Below are 16,216 nucleotides of genomic sequence, written 5' to 3'. Positions count from 1 at the left end.
ATGGCCAGCCTCGAACTCAGAAACCTCGTCAAGCGCTACAAGAGCCAGACCGTGCTCGACAATCTGTCGCTGACCGTCGCCGACGGCGAGACGCTTGTCCTGTTCGGACCCTCCGGCGCCGGCAAGACGGTGCTGTTGCGCCTCGTCGCCGGCGTCATCGACCCCGATGAAGGCAAGATCCTCATCGGCAGCGAGGACATGACCGATGTCGACGCTGAATTCCGTGGCGTCGGCATGGCGTTCCAGAACTTCGCGCTGTTTCCACATATGAGCGCATTCGACAACATCGCGACGCCGCTGGAGGCCAAGCGTTCGTCGCAGGGCGCGATCAAGGCCGGCGTTGAGAGCGTCGCCAAGCTGTTGAAGATCGCCCATGTGCTCTCCCATAAGCCGCGTGCGCTCTCCAATGGCCAGAAGCAGCGCACCGCGCTTGCCCGTGCGCTGGTCGGCTCGCCGCCGCTGCTGCTGCTCGACGATCCCTTGCGCAATGTCGACGCCAAGCTGCGTTTCGAGATGCGGCTCGAACTGCCGCGGCTGCTCGCAGACCGCGGCGCCACCGTCGTCTACGTCACCCAGGATTATAAGGAAGCCATGGCGCTCGGCGACCGCATCGCGGTCATGTCGCAAGGCGTCATCAGCCAGCTCGGTACGCCCGAACAGATCTATCGCGAGCCGGCAAATATCGAGATCGCGCGGCTGTTCGGCGATCCGACCATCAACCTGCTCGACGTCAAGCCGGCGCTTGGCGCCAAGGGAATCCATGTCGCCTTGTCCAATGTGCAGGTCCATCTCGGCGGGGCTCCCGAGACCGCGGTCGGCCGCGACTGCATCATCGGGCTCAGGCCGGAAGCACTGCATTTCGTCGGCGAAAATGAAGCGGGCGCCATTCCGGTGACGGTCGAGGCCGAAACGCCGCTCAACGAAAAGATCGTCACGCTGGTGCGCACGCTGCGCGGCCGCGAAATCCTGGTCTCGCGCCCGGCCGGAACACCGGGCCGCAGCGAAGGCAAGGCTTATATCGCCGTCGACGGCAAGAGCGCCCTGTTATTCGATCGCGCCAGCGGCGAGCGCATCGGCTCGAAGAACGTCGTCAGCTTGCGCAACGGAGAAGCGGCATGAGCGCGAGCGCACTCACCATTTCCGGTGTCGACAAATTCTATGGCCCGATCGACCGGGGCGTCCACGCCGTCAAGAAGCTGACGATGGAGATCGGCAAGGGCGAGATCGTGGCGCTGCTCGGTTCGTCCGGCTGCGGCAAGACCTCGACGCTGCGCATGATCGCCGGCTTCGAGGAGGTGTCGCGTGGCGCGATCTCGGTCGCCGGCCGCCAGGTGCACACGCTGCCGCCGGTCAGGCGCAACGTGGCGATGGCTTTCGAGGGCTATTCGCTCTACCCGCCGCTGACGGTGCGCGAGAACATGGCCTTCGCGCTCAAGGCGGCCCGGCTACCCAGAAGCGAGGTCGAGGCCAGGGTCGCCAGCATCGCCAAATTGCTCGAGATCGAGGATATATTGGAGCGTTACCCAAGTTCCATCTCCGGCGGCCAGCAGCAGCGCGCCAGCCTGGGCCGGGCGCTGATCCGCGACGCCGATTTGCATCTGCTGGACGAGCCGATGGGGCAGCTCGAACCGCAGCTCCGCGCCGTGCTGCGCGGCCGTATCAAGCATTTCATCAAGGAACGCGGCTTGACCGCGATCCTAGTCACCCACGACCAGACCGAAGCCAATGCGCTTGCCGACCGCATCGCGGTGATGGAAGGCGGCGTGCTGCAGCAATTCGATACGCCGGACAGGATCAAGGAGCGCCCGGCGAATCTGTTCACCGGCACCTTCGTCGGCGAGCCGCCGATGAACGTCTTCGAGGCCTATGTCGGCACGACCGCCGGCCGCATCAATCTCAGGCTGCCCGACGGCCTGTCGCTCGACTACGACAAGGACGCCTTCAGTGCTCCCGTCCGCGACCAGCTGCTCAGCCGCGAGCGGGTGGTCATCGGCATCAGGCCTTACGCGGTGCGGCGCTCGAAGGAGGGTGTTCCCGCCAGGGTCTCGGCCAACCAGTGGCTTGGCGACCAGACCCATATAGCGGCCGATTTCGCCGGCGGCTCGCTGGTCCTGGTCGAGCACGACCGCACCCGGCTGGATCTTGGCACGCCGATCAATGTCAGCATCGACCCGAAGAACCTGCATGTCTTCGACCAGGCGAGCGGCGAGGCCATCTCGCACGGCATGGAGCTCGCCTGATGCGTGATCTCTTGATCGGTATCGATGCCGGCACCTCCGTCATCAAGTCCATCGCCTTCGACACGAAAGGCCGGCAGATCGCCGCCGCGGCAACGCCGAACCATTACGAGACGCTGCCGGGCGGCGGCGCCGAACAGGATCTTGCGCGCACATGGGCCGATGCGGCGGCGACCTTGCGCCAGCTCGCCGACAAGGTGCCCGATCTCGCCGGCCGGACCGTCGCCATCGCGGTGACCGGGCAGGGCGACGGCACCTGGTTGATCGACGGCAAGGGCGAGCCGGTGGCAAAGGGCTGGCTCTGGCTCGACGCGCGCGCCGCCGGTGTCGTCGAGGAGATCCGCGCGCGGCCGGAGGACAGGCTGCGCTTCGAAAAGACCGGCAGCGGACTCGCCGCCTGCCAGCAGGGCTCGCAGTTCGTGTTCATGAAGCGCAACATGCCAGAGATGCTCGCCAAGGCGGCGACGGCGTTTCACTGCAAGGACTGGCTCTATTTCAAGCTGACCGGCGAGCGCGCCACCGACCCGTCGGAGGGAACCTTCACCTTCGGTGATTTCCGCACCCGCGACTATAACGAGGATGTGCTCGACGTGCTCGGCGTCGCGGACCTGCGGCATCTCCTGCCGCCGGTCACCGACGGCACGAGGCACAGTGCCGGTCTGTCGCAGGCGGCCGCCGCTGCGACCGGTATGCTTGCCGGCACGCCGGTCGTGCTCGGCTATGTCGACGTCGTCTGCACCGCGCTTGGCGCCGGCCTGCTCGACCGCGAGCGCAAGCCCGGCTGCACCATCATCGGCTCCACCGGCATGCATATGCGGCTGGCCGAGACGCCGGACGACGTGCAACTGAACGAGGCGGCAACCGGCTACACCATGGCCATGCCGGCGCCCGGCGTGTTCGCGCAGATGCAGTCCAACATGGCCGCGACGCTCAACATCGATTGGGTGCTTGGGCTGGCCTCCGGCATCCTCGCCTCGCAAGGCATCACCCGCAGCAATGGCGAGATGATCGCGCTCGTCGATACCTGGATCGCGGCCTCGCAGCCCGCCTCTCTGCTCTACCAGCCCTATGTGTCCGAGGCCGGCGAGCGGGGGCCGTTTGTCGATGCCAATGCGAGAGCCGGCTTCGTCGGCATTTCCTCGCGTCACGGCTATGCGGACCTGGTGCGCGCCGTCTTCGAGGGATTGGCCTTCGCCGCGCGCGATTGCTACGCCGCCATGGGGCCATTGCCGCGCGAGATCCGGCTGACCGGCGGCGCCGCTCGAAGCCCGGCGCTGCGCAAGATCCTCGGTGCCGCCGTCGGCGCAGACATCCGCACCAGCCAGCGCGAGGAGGCCGGGGCGGCCGGCGCGGCGATGATCGCGGCGGTCTGCGTCGGCCTGTACAAGTCGATGGACGAATGCGTCGCGGAATGGGTAACGCCGCTGCTTGGCGAGGCCGAGCCGAGCGATCGGAGCCTCGCCGCGATCTACGACAGGATGACCCCATCCTACATGTTGGCGCACCAGGCGTTGCGGCCGGTCTGGCGCGCGATGGCTTCAGTGCAGGCAAATTGAGAAGTCGAGTATGCCCAGGAAAATAGCGATCATTGGCGACAACTTCATGCTTCCGGAGGTGTTTCGCGCCAAAATCGAGAAGGTCGCGAGTGGTGACCTCGATGTGAGGACATTGCAGACGGCCTGGCCCGACGAGCCGATGGAATTCGGCGATCCGGCGCTCGGCCTCGACAAGGTCAAGGAGTATTTCGGCCGTCCCGACGAGGTCGTCGAGTTCATTGGCGACGCCGAGATCCTCGTCACCCAGCTTGCACCCTTGTCGGAGGGCATGATGCGGCGCCTGCCGGCGCTGAAGCTCGTCGCGGTGTCGCGCGGCGGCCCGATCAACATCGACATGGAAGCGGCCCGCACGCATGGCATCACCGTCGTCAATGTGCCCGGCCGCAACGCGACCGCCGTGGCCGAATTCACCATCGGCGCGATATTGGCCGAAACACGGCTGATCCGGGTCGGCCACGAAGCGCTGCGCAGGGGCGAGTGGCGCGGCGATCTCTACCGCGCCGACCGCACCGGCCGCGAGCTTAGCGAAATGACCGTCGGCGTAGTCGGCTATGGCAACATCGGCACGAAAGTGGTCAGGCTGTTGCGCGCCTTCGGCTGCCACGTCCTGGTCAGCGACCCCTATGTGCAGTTGAGTGCAGAGGATCGCAATGCCGGCGTCGAACTCGTCGCACTGGATGATCTCCTGTCCCGTTCCGATGTGATCACGCTGCATTCGCGGGTGACGCAGGAGACGCGCGGCCTCATCGGCAAGGACGCCATCGCGCGGATGAAACCCGGCGTGATCTTCGTCAACACGGCGCGTGGGCCGCTGGTCGACTATGACGCCCTCTATGAGGCCCTTGTTTCAGGGCAGATCGCCAGTGCCATGCTGGAGACGTTCGCGGTCGAGCCGGTGCCGTCGGACTGGCCCTTGCTGCGGCTCCCCAATGTGACGCTGACGCCGCATATCGCCGGTGCTTCGGTGCGCACCGTGACCTATGCGGCCGAGCAGGCCGCCGAGGAGGTGCGCCGCTACATCGCCGGGCTGCCTCCGGTCAATCCGTGCTGAGAGCGGCAGCCATGGCGTGCAAATCCGGCAGCGAGATCGTGATGAGATGAGCGGCGGACCCGAAATCGTCGATCTTTTCGTCATCGGCGGCGGCGTCAACGGCGCCGGCATAGCCCGCGATGCGGCAGGCCGCGGCCTCTCCGTCATTCTGTGCGAAAAGGACGATCTGGCGGAAGGCACCAGTTCGCGATCGGGCAAGCTCGTCCATGGCGGCCTGCGCTATCTCGAATATTATGAATTCCGCCTGGTGCGAGAGGCGCTGATCGAGCGCGAGGTGCTCCTGGAATCGGCGCCGCACATCATCTGGCCGATGCGCTTCGTGCTGCCGCACAGTCCTGACGACCGGCCGGCATGGCTGGTCAGGCTCGGCCTGTTCCTCTACGACCATCTTGGCGGCCGCAAGCGGCTGCCGGCTACCCGCACGCTCGATCTGCGTACCGCGCCCGAGGGCGCGCCGATCAAGGATGAATTCAAGCGCGGTTTCGAATATTCCGATTGCTGGGTCGACGACGCCCGCCTCGTGCTGATCAATGCGCTGGATGCGCGCGAGCGCGGAGCGAAGATCTTCACCCGAACCGCCTGCACCGCCGCCCGCCGGGAAGGCGGCCTCTGGTCGGTGGAGATGCGCGACGGCAAGACCGGCGTGAAAACCACGGTGCGGGCGCGTGCGCTGGTCAATGCCGCCGGCCCCTGGGTCAACGACATCATCAACCGCGTGGCTGGCCAGAACTCGACGCGCAATGTCCGCCTGGTCAAGGGCAGCCATATCGTCGTGCCCAAATTCTGGGAGGGGCGGCAGGCCTATCTCATCCAGAACAGCGACAAGCGGGTGATCTTCATCAATCCTTATCAGGGCGATCTCGCCTTGATAGGCACCACCGACATTCCCTATGACGGCCGACCCGAGGACGTGACGGCGGACGAGAGCGAGATCGAATACCTGATCAGGGTGGTCAACCGCTATTTTAAGCGCGGCCTCGCGCGCGGCGATGTCGTCTATTCGTTCTCCGGCGTCAGGCCGCTCTATGACGACAATGCCGACAACCCGAGCGCCGTGACCCGCGACTATATTTTCGAACTCGACGCGCCGGATGCAGAGGCGCCGCTGCTGTCCGTCTTCGGCGGCAAGATCACCACCTTCCGCAAGCTCGCCGAGCATGCGCTGGACAGGATCGCTCCGTTCTTCCCCCGGATGGGCAAGCCCTGGACGGCGAAGGCCCATCTGCCTGGCGGCGACATCGCCAACGCCGATTTCGAACAGTTTCTTGGCGATCTCGGGCGGGAGTATCCATGGATGCCTGCATCGCTGCTCAAGCACTACGGCCGGCTCTATGGGACCAGGACACGCCTTCTGGTCGGCGCAGCCCACTCGCTAGCGGAACTCGGGCGATGCTTCGGCAAGGATTTCTTCGAGCGCGAGGCCAGTTACCTGTTCGAGCAGGAATGGGCTGAGACACCGGCCGACATTCTCGAACGGCGCACCAAGCACGGCCTGCATCTTTCCGCCGAGGAGAGATCGGCTTTCGAACACTGGTGCGCGGGCCGGCTGGCGAGGGCAGGGTGATGGCAATCATCGCCAATGTAGCGCGACAGGGCTGAGAGGATCGCGATCGTGGCATTCACGCTCTCCCTCAACACCAATCCGCTGGTCAACCGCTTTGCCGAGCCTGACGACCTGGTCGATACCATCGCCTACGACATCGGCATCAGGGACATTCAGCTCACGCATGAATTCGTCAATCCGGGCTGGCCGGCGGCGACGATCGTCAAATTCGTCCGCCTGTTTCGTGGCGCACTCTCCCGTACGGGCGTGCGTGTGACCTCAGGCATGACCGGTCCTTACGGCCGGCTCAACCATTTCGGCCATCCAGACGCCGACGTACGCCGCTACTATGTCGACTGGTTCAAGACCTTTGCCGACATCTCGGCCGAGCTTGGCGCCGGCGGCATGGGTACCCAATTCGCGATCTTCACCCATCGCGATTATGATGATCCCGCGCGCCGCGCGCGCCTGTTCGACATTGCACTGGAATGCTGGCGCGAGGTCGCCGAACACGCCCGCGCGGCCGGGCTTAACTACCTGTTCTGGGAGCCGATGTCGGTCGGCCGCGAGTTCGGCCACACGATCGAGAATTGCCGGCTGCTGCAGGATGCGATCGACGCGGCCGGCATGGCCATTCCGCTGGAGATGATGGTCGACATCGACCATGGTGACGTCACCTCCAGCAACCCGGCCGATATCGATCCCTATGCCTGGGCCGAGGCTTTCCCCAGGAAGTCGCCGATTATCCACATCAAGCAATCGTCGATGAACAAGGGTGGCCATTGGCCGTTCACCGCGGCTCACAACAGGGACGGCCGCATCACGCCTGAAAAGCTGCTGGAGACTGTGCGGCGCGGCGGCGGCACCGACAACGAGATTTGTCTGGAACTGTCGTTCCGCGAGCGCGAACCGGCCGACCACCAGGTGGTCGCCATGATCCGCGAATCGGTCGACTACTGGGCGCCCTCCATCGACACGGGCAGGCCTGATCTGTTGCCGAAAAACGGGTAGAAATCGGGGCGGGGAGCCGATGTCACTCGCGCCTGTTGACGGTCCAACCGGTTGGCCCACCAGCGAAGCAACCAGATATCCCAGACATTTTAGATAGTGCGAGTATTGCGGCAGCCTGCGCTGCTGATTGCTATAAAAGTACAATACGAAAGATACTTTTGTTTAACTTCGCCATGCATACTGCGAATTGGTCCGATTTGTTTGTCCGGCGTCCCTCGCCAACTAGAGAATCCGCATGTCGGTTACACGTCGCACGCTGCTCACGGCCGGAAGCGTCGGCTTGCTGGTCGCGCAAGCCCGGGCGGCCAACACTCCAGGACAGCAGGCGGAGATCGCTCCCGTTGTCGGCGACAATGCGCTGCGCATTGCAATGCCGGCCTTTTCCTCCGATCCATTCTTCCCGGCCGATGGATCGGGAGATAGCGGCATAGACATGGAACTGGCCCGCGGCATCGCAGCGGAGCTCGGCGTCGAGCCGGTGTTCGACCGATCCGCCGCAACGTTCGACGGCATGGTGAAACAGCTGACTTCCGGCCAGGCGGACATAGCCGTCGGCAAGCTCAGCCGAACCCTTCGCCGTGGCCGGTCAATCCTCTATTCCCGGCCCTATGCCATGCTGCACCAGGGCCTCATCGCCAATCGCCTCAATCTAGCGCGCATCGCGCAAGGCAAGCCACCCGAGCAGATCATCCGCGACTTCTCGGGCGATCTCGGCGTGATCGAGGGCTCTTCATTCGCAACCTATGCCGCGACGACGTTCCCGCATGCACAAGTTCATCGTTTCGCAGGCTGGGAGATGGTTGTCGATGCGATCCGCAACGGGACGATCGACATGGCGTATCGCGACGATTTCGAGATCAAGAAGCTGATGGTCGACGATCCGTCGATGACGGTCGCCGCTCGCTCGATCACGCTGACCGACAAGGTAGACACGATCGCAATCGGCGTGCGACCGGACAATCCGCATCTCGCGGCCTTTATCGACCTTTACCTCGATCTCGCGCGCGGTCAGCAGGTTCTCAACACTGACGAGATCATCGCGCGCTACCGGTTGGGGAGCAAAGCCTGACGATGGCCATCTCGGAAGCAGCCGGACCCTTGGCTTTCGACTGGCGCCTGGCGGCAAGGCGCATATTGCGCTCGCCCGCGACGACGATTGCGATGATCGGGGCGGGAATCCTTTGCGGCCTCTACTATCCAGCATTTGCCCATGCGATCAGCCCTGTGGCGCAGCTCTACCTGAATTTCCTCAAGATGGTCGTCCTGCCCTACCTGGTCTCGTCGGTCATCTTCTCGATCATGTCGATGGTTCAGGATCCGAACTCGGTCCGTTACCTGGGCCGGGTGGGTATGGCGGTGCTGGTCGTGTCATTCCTGAGCGTATTGGTGAGTGGCACCTACTCGCTTGTCCTTCAGCCGGGCCAGATCGAGAATCCTCAATCGCGCATCGAGCTTGGCGAGTTCATTAATTCGCAGGGTAGCGTATCCACCGATCTCGCATTCCCCTATCAACCGCCACCCAATGAGGGCGCCGACAACGGGCATTCGATACTGCTCGATCTTGTGCCGAACAACGTCTTCAGCGCGCTGGCCTCCGGTCAAACCATCCAGGTCCTGCTGTTCTGCCTGCTTTTCGGACTCGCGATGGGCAAGATTCCCCAGCCTTCGTCCATGAGCCTGTCTCAGGCGCTGAACGCCGTTTACCGGGCCTGCACGGTCCTTACCAACTGGTTCATATGGGGATTGCCGTTTGCAACCTTCATCCTGATCGCGGATCAGACCGCGTCGACCGGAACCAAGCCGCTCACGCTGATGGGCGGTTATCTGCTGGTGATGGGTCTTTCCTGCCTTACATTCGTCGCCGGCGCATTTGCCGTTATCGCCATCCGCTCTCGGCGAAGCTACTGGGCCACGATCAAGACCTGTCAGCCCCTTCTCATGGTCGCCATCACCACGCGCTCTACCGTCGCCTCGCTTCCGTGGGTCATCAACCTGCTGAGCGAGCGTCTGCGGTTCAGCCTCGTGGTCGTCGAACTGCTCGTGCCGCTGCAGGCGGCATTGCTGCGGACAGGCCCGGCGCTGCTTTACACGTCTGGTGTTCTTTTCATCGCTCAGCTCTACGGCCGTCCGCTGGCAATCCCCGACCTCCTGCTCGTCGGCATCACCTCGGCGCTTCTCGCGCTCACGACCGGCGGCATGGGCAGCCTGCTCATCCTGTCCCAGATGTCGATCGTCTGTGGCTACCTGAAGATTCCCTTCGAGGCCGCGTTCGCCCTGTTCGTCGCGGTCGACGCGGCCGTCGATACGTTCATGACGCTGTCCAGCGTCTGCACCGTAGCGGCGAGCACCGCAATGATCGCGCCCAGCCACAGGGAGACAACGCAGTCTGTCGAAGCGGCGTCGGAACAGCTCGAGCCCGTCCGATGATCGACCATGGCATCAGCCTCCAGCTCGGCGTCATCGGCGGCCTCGGGCCGTTGGCATCGGCTGACTTCTACTTCAAGCTGACCCGAATGACCCAGGCGTTCCGGGACAATGAGCATGTGCCGGCCGTCATCCTCAGCGTGCCACAGCTGCCTGACAGGACCGAGGCGATCCTTGCCGGCCATGACGGTCCGCTGCCGTCTTTGAAAGCCGCGGTCTCGACGCTCAATGCGCTCGGCGTTGCCTGTATCGCAATGCCGTGCAACACCGCCCATCATTGGTATGAGCAGCTGGCGGCGAGCTCGCAGGCGCGGATCATCCATATCGCCGACGCGGTCGTAGCTGAAACCCATCGTAGCCTGGGCCGAGGCAAGGTTACGATCCTCGCCACGCAGGGCACGCTGGTCTCCGGCTTCTATCGGGACAGGATGTCGGCGGCGGGATTTGAGCTCTGCTTTCCCGCTGTCACGGAATTCCAGGGTCGCGTCGATAGAGCGATCGGCCTCGTCAAGGGTGGTTCGATCGCGGAGGCGGCGAGCGAAACCGAGCGCGCGCTTGAAATCGCGCGATCGGCCGGCGCCGATACGGCCGTTCTCGGCTGCACCGAACTGTCGGTGGTGGCCGCCAGCCTCAACCCTACGAACGGATTGGTCGTCATCGACAGCAATGCAGCCCTGGCGCGAGCCTGTTTGACACGGTTGGGCTTCGCCGCGCAGGACGTTCCGCGACCTCGGCCGGTGTTCTCATCCCGTAAAGAGCTGGAGCGGTTCGGCGGTTCCATCCAACACTGAACCGCTCCGGGAACTGGTTGTTTAGCCGAATTTCGGATCGAGGCTGCCCGCTTTGTAGCGCTTGGCCATTTCCGAGACCGGCAGCGGTTTGATCTTCGGCGCATTGCCGGCGGTGCCGAACTGCTCGAAACGCTCCTTGCACAGCTTCCTCATCGCCGCCATCGCCGGCGTCAGATATTTGCGCGGGTCGAATTCGGAGGGGTTTTCCGTCAGCACCTTGCGGATCGCGCCGGTCAGCGCCATGCGGTTGTCGGTGTCGATGTTGATCTTGCGCACGCCATGCTTGATGCCGCGCTGGATCTCTTCCACCGGCACGCCCCAGGTCGGCTTCATCTGCCCGCCATATTTGTTGATGATCTCCTGCAGATCCTCCGGCACCGAGGACGAGCCGTGCATGACCAGGTGCATGTTCGGCAGGCGGCGGTGGATTTCCTCGATGACGTTCATCGCCAGCACCGCGCCGTCCGGCTTGCGCGAGAATTTATAGGCGCCGTGGCTGGTGCCCATGGCAACGGCCAGCGCGTCGACATGGGTGTCGCGCACGAACTGCTCGGCCTGCACCGGATCGGTGAGCAATTGGTCGTGGCTGATCGCACCTTCGACGCCGTGGCCGTCCTCCTGCTCGCCGCCGCCGCTCTCCAGCGAGCCCAGAACGCCGATCTCGCCTTCGACCGAAACGCCGCCCCAATGCGCCATGTCGACGACGCGCCTGGTGATGCCCGAATTATAGACGTAGTCGGCCGGCGACTTGCCGTCCTCCTTGAGTGATCCATCCATCATCACCGAGGTGAAACCATGCTGGATCGCGGTGACGCAGGTGGCCTCGTTGTTGCCGTGGTCGAGATGCATGCAGACCGGGATGTCGGGATGGATCTCCACCAGCGCATCGATCAGCTTGGCCAGCACCACGTCATTGGCATAGGCACGCGCACCGCGGCTTGCCTGCAGGATGACCGGCGACTTGGTCTCTTCCGCCGCCTCCATGATGGCGAGGCCCTGTTCCATGTTGTTCATGTTGAAGGCCGGCACGCCATAGCCGTATTCGGCGGCGTGATCGAGCAATTGTCTCAGTGTGATGCGAGCCAACGAATAGTCTCCCGTATCTGGTTTCGAACCTGTGGTTGCGGGCTGTCCGCGCATCGGTCCAGCCCACCGATGCTTCTGGCCGGATTTCCGTGCAACCGCAACCGTCAGACGCCGTCCCAGCAGCAATTCTTGTTACAGCGTCGTGATGAAAGCCGGGGGAATATCCCAGCAAAATATCTCATTATATCAAAAATCATGATAGTTTCAGGAAGAAATATGTTATCTTTATCGAGAAGCCAGCGTCGGTTGGCGGATATCGGCAGCAATGAAGAGCGATAACAGGCGTCAAGGCATCATGGACTTTCTGATGGACGTCGGCGCGGCGAGCGTCGACGATCTTGCCTCACGCTTTGGCGTCTCCAGGATGACGGTGCATCGTGATCTCGACGACCTTGAGGAGAGCGGTTTCCTGCGCAAGGTGCGTGGCGGCGCTTCGATCCAGCCGAGCGGTCTCTTCGAAAGCGATTTTCGTTACCGGCAGAAGCAGGCGACAGGAGAAAAGCAGCGTCTTGCGGCGGCCGCCGTGGCGATGATCGAACCCGGCCAGACTGTCATCATCGACGACGGCTCGACGGCTGGCGGCATCGCGCGGCACCTCGCCGATTTCAGGCCGCTGACGGTGATCTCCAATAATCTGGCCGTCATCCAGGATCTGGCCGGCGCCGGGGGCATCGACCTGATTGCGCTCGGCGGCCATTACAGCAAGAAGTTCCACGGCTTCTTCGGCCTGCTCGCCGAGGCTTCGCTGAGATCGTTACGCGCGGACGTCGCCTTCTTGTCGTCATCGGCTATCCACGGCGCCTCCGCTTTCCACCAGGACCAGGAGGTGGTGCAGATCAAGCGGCTGATGATGGAAGCGGCGACGCGCAAATATCTGCTGGTCGATCACGGCAAATTCGGCCGCACGGCGCTGCATTTCCTGACTGACCTCGAGGCCTTCGATGCCGTCTTCACCGGGTGCGAACCTGAGCCGGGAATGCGCGCCGCACTGGATGCCGCCGGCGTTTCGTTGGCGGTGGTCGCCAACAAGGATGAGGATCAAGGAGCGTAGGCGTGGTTTACTGGGTCGGTACAAGCTGGAAGATGAACAAGACGCTGGCCGAGGCGCTGGATTTCGCCGGGGTGTTGGCCGGCTTCGTGCCAGGCTTCGACGAGCGCATCCAGCCTTTCGTCATCCCGCCTTTCACGGCAGTGCGCGAGGTCAAGCAGGCGCTGTCGTCGACGCGGGTCAAGGTCGGTGCCCAGAACATGCACTGGGCCGACGCCGGCGCCTGGACCGGGGAGATCTCGCCGCTGATGCTGAGCGACTGCGGTCTCGACATGGTCGAACTCGGCCACAGCGAACGGCGCGAGCATTTCGGCGAGACCGATCGCACCGTCGGTCTGAAGACGGCGGCCGCCGTCAAGCACGGACTGATACCGCTGATCTGCGTCGGCGAGACGCTGGCGGAGCGCGAAAGCGGCAAGGCGGATGCGGTATTGATCAGCCAGGTCGCGGGTGCCTTGCAGTTCCTCGAAGGCGAGGCGAAGGCGGCAAAAATTCTGTTTGCCTATGAGCCGGTCTGGGCGATCGGCGACAAGGGTATTCCGGCCAGCTCCGCCTATGCCGACAAACAGCAGGCGCTGATCAAGAAAGTGGCCGGCGGCCTGCTGCCGTCCATCCCGCCGGTGCTCTATGGCGGCAGCGTCAATCCCGGCAATGCGGCCGAGCTGATCGGCCAGCCCAGCATCGATGGTCTCTTTATCGGCCGCTCGGCCTGGCAGGCGGAGGGCTATATCGACATCCTCAGGCGCGCCTCGGCGGCGATCTGAACAAACGAAATCCCATTCAAGAAAGGACACGACCATGAAAATAGCCATTGGAGCCGACAGCGCCGGCAAGCCGCTGCTCGATGTCATCGCCGCGCATCTCGCGACAAAGTCCGGCCTCACCGTCAGCGACCTCAGCCAGGCCGGCTTTTATGCCGACCTGTCGCAAAAGCTCGCCCAGACGATCGTCGACGGCGAGAACGACCGCGGTATCCTGTTCTGCGGCACCGGCATCGGCGTCTCGATCTCGGCCAACAAGGTGCCCGGCATCCGCGCCGCACTCACCCACGACACCTATTCCGCCGAGCGCGCCGCCAAATCCAACAACGCGCAGATCATCACCATGGGCGCCCGGGTCATCGGCCCGGAACTCGCCAAGGCGATCGTCGATACCTGGTTGGCCTCGGAGTTCGACGAGAGGGGACCGTCGGCCGGCAATGTCCAGGCGATCAACAAGCTCGATGAAGCGAAGCAGGCCTAAGCCAGGCTTTCGCGCAACGCCTCGATGACGGTCACGGCCGAGGCGGCGCCGGGGTCGATATGGCCGAGCGAGCGTTCGCCGAGCCGCGAGGAGCGGCCCTTGGCGGCGATCATGTCCTTGGTCGCCTCCGCCCCCCGGCGCGCCGCGCCCACTGCCGCGTCGAGGCTTTCGGCAAGGCCCTTTCCGGCCGCATTGCTGGCGCCGGCCGCTTCCGCCGCCGGCAACCAGGCGTCGATCATCGTCTTCTCGCCGATCTCGGCCTTGCCGCGATCGCGGATGCCTTGCGCCATCGCCTGGAACAGCGCGACGACATCCGCATCGGCTAGCGTGGTCTTGCCCTTGACGGCAGCGGCGGCGCGCATGAAGGCGGTGGCATAGAGCGGGCCAGACGACGCGCCGACCGCGTTGAGGAACGATTTAGCCGCCATGTTGAGAAGCGCGGTCGGCTCGGTCGCCGCCAGGTCGAGTGGCGCCAGCGCGTCGCGCACCGCGTTGAAGCCGAGCGCCATGGCGATACCGTGATCGGCGTCGCCGATGACGCCGTCGAGGTGGCAGAGCCGGTCCTTGTCGGCTTCGATCGCTACCGCGATCGCATCGAACATTCTCTTCAGGTCAGCGCTATCGATGCTCACGGATCACTCCTCAGCCGGCGCGGAACATGGCGCAGTCGCACGGATGGTCGAGCATGGTCTGCAACTCGCCATCGAGATGAAACAGCGTCACCGAGGCGCCGGCCATTTCGAGCGACGTGCAATAATTGCCGACCCAGGTCGCATGGATGGAAACGCCGATGTCGTCGAGACGCTGCTTGACGCGACGGTTCATGATGTAGAGTTCCATCAGCGGTGTCGAGCCCAGCGAATTGACCAGCACCGCGACCTTGTCGCCGCGTTGCGGCGCCATCTCGGCAAGGATCTTGTCCAGCATCTCGTCGGTGATCTCATCGGCGGTCCCGAGCTTGCCGCGCGCGATGCCCGGCTCGCCATGGATGCCCATGCCGATCTCCATCTCGTCGGCGCCGATCTCGAAATTCGGCCGCCGGGTCTGCGGCAGCGAGCAGGGCGACAGCGCCACGCCCATGGTGAAGGTATGGTCGTTGGCCTTGCGCGCGATGCGCTCGCATTCGTCGAAAGAGAACATGCGGTCACAGGCCGCGCCGGCCGCCTTGAAGACGAAGAAATTGCCGGCGACTCCGCGGCGCTTCTGCCGCTGGTCGCGCGGTGCCGAGGCGACATCGTCGGTGGTCAGCACCGTGCGCACCTCGATGTCGTCCATGGCGGCCATTTCGGCCGCCATATCGAAATTCATCACGTCCCCGGCATAGTTGCCGTACGTGAACAGGACACCGGCGCCGCCGTTCGCCGCCTTGGCGCATTCAAGGATGGGATCGGGTGGCGGCGAGGCAAAGACATTGCCGATCGCCGCCGCATCCGCCAGGCCCTTGCCGACAAAGCCGAGGAAGGTCGGCTCATGGCCCGAACCGCCGCCGACGACGAGCCCGACCTTGCCGGGACGCGGTCCGTTGCGGGCGATGATCGAGCGCGGGCTGCCGTCCGCGCTCCTGAGATGGTGGGGATGCGCGGCCAGAATCCCCTCTAGCATCTCGTCGACGGCACGGTTGCCGTCATTGATGATCTTCTTGGTCTGCACCGGCATCCTCCCGAACTCGGCATTTTCCCGAGATACTACAGGCTGTTACCGGGATTTCCACCCCGCTCTCGGCTGTTTCAGGCGGCGATGTGCTTTCGCGCCGCCAGGATCTGGACGCATGCGCCGGCCGCTTCCTTGCCCTTCACCTGGAAGTGCTCGAGGAAGAAGCGGTGGTGCTCGGCGCTGTCGTGATAATTGTGCGGCGTCAGTACCGCCGAAAGCACCGGCACGCCGGTTGCCAACTGCACGTTCATCATGCCGTCGATGACGGCGCCGGCGACGAACTCATGCCGGTAGATGCCACCATTGACGACGAAGGCAGCGCCGAGGATCGCGGCGTAGCGACCCGTCTCGGCCAAAGTCTTGGCGTGCAGCGGGATCTCGTAGGCGCCGGGCACGTCGAAGATTTCGACAGCAAAGCGGCCGTTGCCCAGTGCTGCAAGCTCTGCCTCGAAGGCAGCGACACACTGGTCGACGATATCCGCGTGCCAGCGCGCCCTGACAACGGCAATGCGGGTCGTTTCATAGTCTTTGTGGGAATGCTGATTCATGGGTCCATCCTTCCGTTTCGAACCAG

The 16,216-nt window shown here is 64.0% G+C and carries 16 protein-coding genes; 12 read left to right on the top strand and 4 right to left on the bottom strand.

Features of this window, described 5'->3' with window-relative positions; all coding sequences use genetic code 11:
* The 9 genes from LB533_RS06235 (at window position 1) to LB533_RS06195 (ending at window position 10,613) form a co-directional block, all read left to right on the top strand.
* Window positions 1-1,119, top strand: coding sequence for an ABC transporter ATP-binding protein (locus LB533_RS06235; RefSeq protein WP_140638531.1), 1,119 nt, complete (start codon window positions 1-3; stop codon window positions 1,117-1,119).
* Window positions 1,116-2,240 carry an ABC transporter ATP-binding protein gene (locus tag LB533_RS06230; RefSeq protein WP_140638532.1) on the top strand — a complete coding sequence of 375 codons (1,125 nt, stop codon included), beginning with the start codon at window positions 1,116-1,118 and terminating at the stop codon, window positions 2,238-2,240. Before LB533_RS06235 ends, LB533_RS06230 begins: the two co-directional genes overlap by 4 nt.
* On the top strand, window positions 2,240-3,793 hold the full coding sequence (locus LB533_RS06225) for an FGGY-family carbohydrate kinase (RefSeq protein ID WP_140638533.1): 1,554 nt from the start codon (window positions 2,240-2,242) through the stop codon (window positions 3,791-3,793). The genes LB533_RS06230 and LB533_RS06225 overlap by 1 nt, the downstream gene beginning before the upstream one ends.
* A gap of 10 nt (window positions 3,794-3,803) precedes the next feature.
* Window positions 3,804-4,844, top strand: coding sequence for a 2-hydroxyacid dehydrogenase (locus LB533_RS06220; RefSeq protein WP_140638534.1), 1,041 nt, complete (start codon window positions 3,804-3,806; stop codon window positions 4,842-4,844).
* Between the two features lie 46 nt (window positions 4,845-4,890).
* Window positions 4,891-6,408, top strand: a complete 1,518-nt coding sequence (locus LB533_RS06215; protein WP_140638535.1) for a glycerol-3-phosphate dehydrogenase — start codon at window positions 4,891-4,893, stop codon at window positions 6,406-6,408.
* 48 nt (window positions 6,409-6,456) lie between these two features.
* Complete coding sequence (locus LB533_RS06210; protein WP_140638536.1) at window positions 6,457-7,398, top strand: sugar phosphate isomerase/epimerase family protein; 942 nt, start codon at window positions 6,457-6,459, stop codon at window positions 7,396-7,398.
* 235 nt (window positions 7,399-7,633) lie between these two features.
* Complete coding sequence (locus LB533_RS06205) at window positions 7,634-8,467, top strand: substrate-binding periplasmic protein (protein ID WP_181169295.1); 834 nt, start codon at window positions 7,634-7,636, stop codon at window positions 8,465-8,467.
* Between the two features lie 2 nt (window positions 8,468-8,469).
* Entirely contained in the window at window positions 8,470-9,825 is a 1,356-nt protein-coding gene (locus LB533_RS06200) for a dicarboxylate/amino acid:cation symporter (RefSeq protein WP_140638537.1), read from the top strand.
* Window positions 9,822-10,613: an aspartate/glutamate racemase family protein gene (locus LB533_RS06195; protein WP_140638538.1), complete on the top strand. Its 792-nt coding sequence runs from the start codon at window positions 9,822-9,824 to the stop codon at window positions 10,611-10,613. The genes LB533_RS06200 and LB533_RS06195 overlap by 4 nt, the downstream gene beginning before the upstream one ends.
* A 21-nt stretch (window positions 10,614-10,634) precedes the next feature.
* On the opposite strand, the gene fba is transcribed toward LB533_RS06195, so the two are convergent.
* The gene (fba, locus tag LB533_RS06190; protein WP_140638539.1) at window positions 10,635-11,699 is read right to left on the bottom strand and encodes a class II fructose-bisphosphate aldolase; all 1,065 of its coding nucleotides are present in this window, start codon (window positions 11,697-11,699) and stop codon (window positions 10,635-10,637) included.
* Window positions 11,700-11,964: 265 nt separating this feature from the next.
* Between fba and LB533_RS06185 the strand changes: the two genes are divergently transcribed.
* Genes LB533_RS06185 through LB533_RS06175 form a run of 3 tightly spaced genes read left to right on the top strand, consistent with a single transcriptional unit; the run spans window position 11,965 to window position 13,989 of the window.
* The gene (locus LB533_RS06185; RefSeq protein WP_140638540.1) at window positions 11,965-12,750 is read left to right on the top strand and encodes a DeoR/GlpR family DNA-binding transcription regulator; all 786 of its coding nucleotides are present in this window, start codon (window positions 11,965-11,967) and stop codon (window positions 12,748-12,750) included.
* A gap of 2 nt (window positions 12,751-12,752) precedes the next feature.
* Window positions 12,753-13,511 (top strand): triose-phosphate isomerase, encoded by a 759-nt coding sequence (locus LB533_RS06180; RefSeq protein WP_140638541.1) that lies wholly within the window; start codon window positions 12,753-12,755, stop codon window positions 13,509-13,511.
* 34 nt (window positions 13,512-13,545) lie between these two features.
* Window positions 13,546-13,989 (top strand): RpiB/LacA/LacB family sugar-phosphate isomerase, encoded by a 444-nt coding sequence (locus tag LB533_RS06175; RefSeq protein ID WP_140638542.1) that lies wholly within the window; start codon window positions 13,546-13,548, stop codon window positions 13,987-13,989.
* Here LB533_RS06175 and dhaL read toward each other — a convergent pair.
* The 3 genes from dhaL to LB533_RS06160 form a co-directional block, all read right to left on the bottom strand.
* A complete protein-coding gene (gene dhaL / locus LB533_RS06170; protein WP_181169296.1) occupies window positions 13,986-14,621 on the bottom strand; it encodes a dihydroxyacetone kinase subunit DhaL in 636 nt (211 codons plus the stop codon). The genes LB533_RS06175 and dhaL overlap by 4 nt on opposite strands.
* Window positions 14,622-14,631: 10 nt before the next feature.
* Window positions 14,632-15,639, bottom strand: coding sequence for a dihydroxyacetone kinase subunit DhaK (locus LB533_RS06165; RefSeq protein WP_140638543.1), 1,008 nt, complete (start codon window positions 15,637-15,639; stop codon window positions 14,632-14,634).
* Between the two features lie 77 nt (window positions 15,640-15,716).
* On the bottom strand, window positions 15,717-16,190 hold the full coding sequence (locus LB533_RS06160) for a 6,7-dimethyl-8-ribityllumazine synthase (protein WP_140638544.1): 474 nt from the start codon (window positions 16,188-16,190) through the stop codon (window positions 15,717-15,719).
* Between the last annotated feature and the right edge of the window lie 26 nt (window positions 16,191-16,216).

It is taken from the genome of Mesorhizobium sp. BR1-1-13 (assembly GCF_020165515.1).
Taxonomy (GTDB): domain Bacteria; phylum Pseudomonadota; class Alphaproteobacteria; order Rhizobiales; family Rhizobiaceae; genus Mesorhizobium.
Note: the sequence above shows the minus strand (reverse complement) of the source record. Positions and strands in the feature narration are given on the sequence as shown.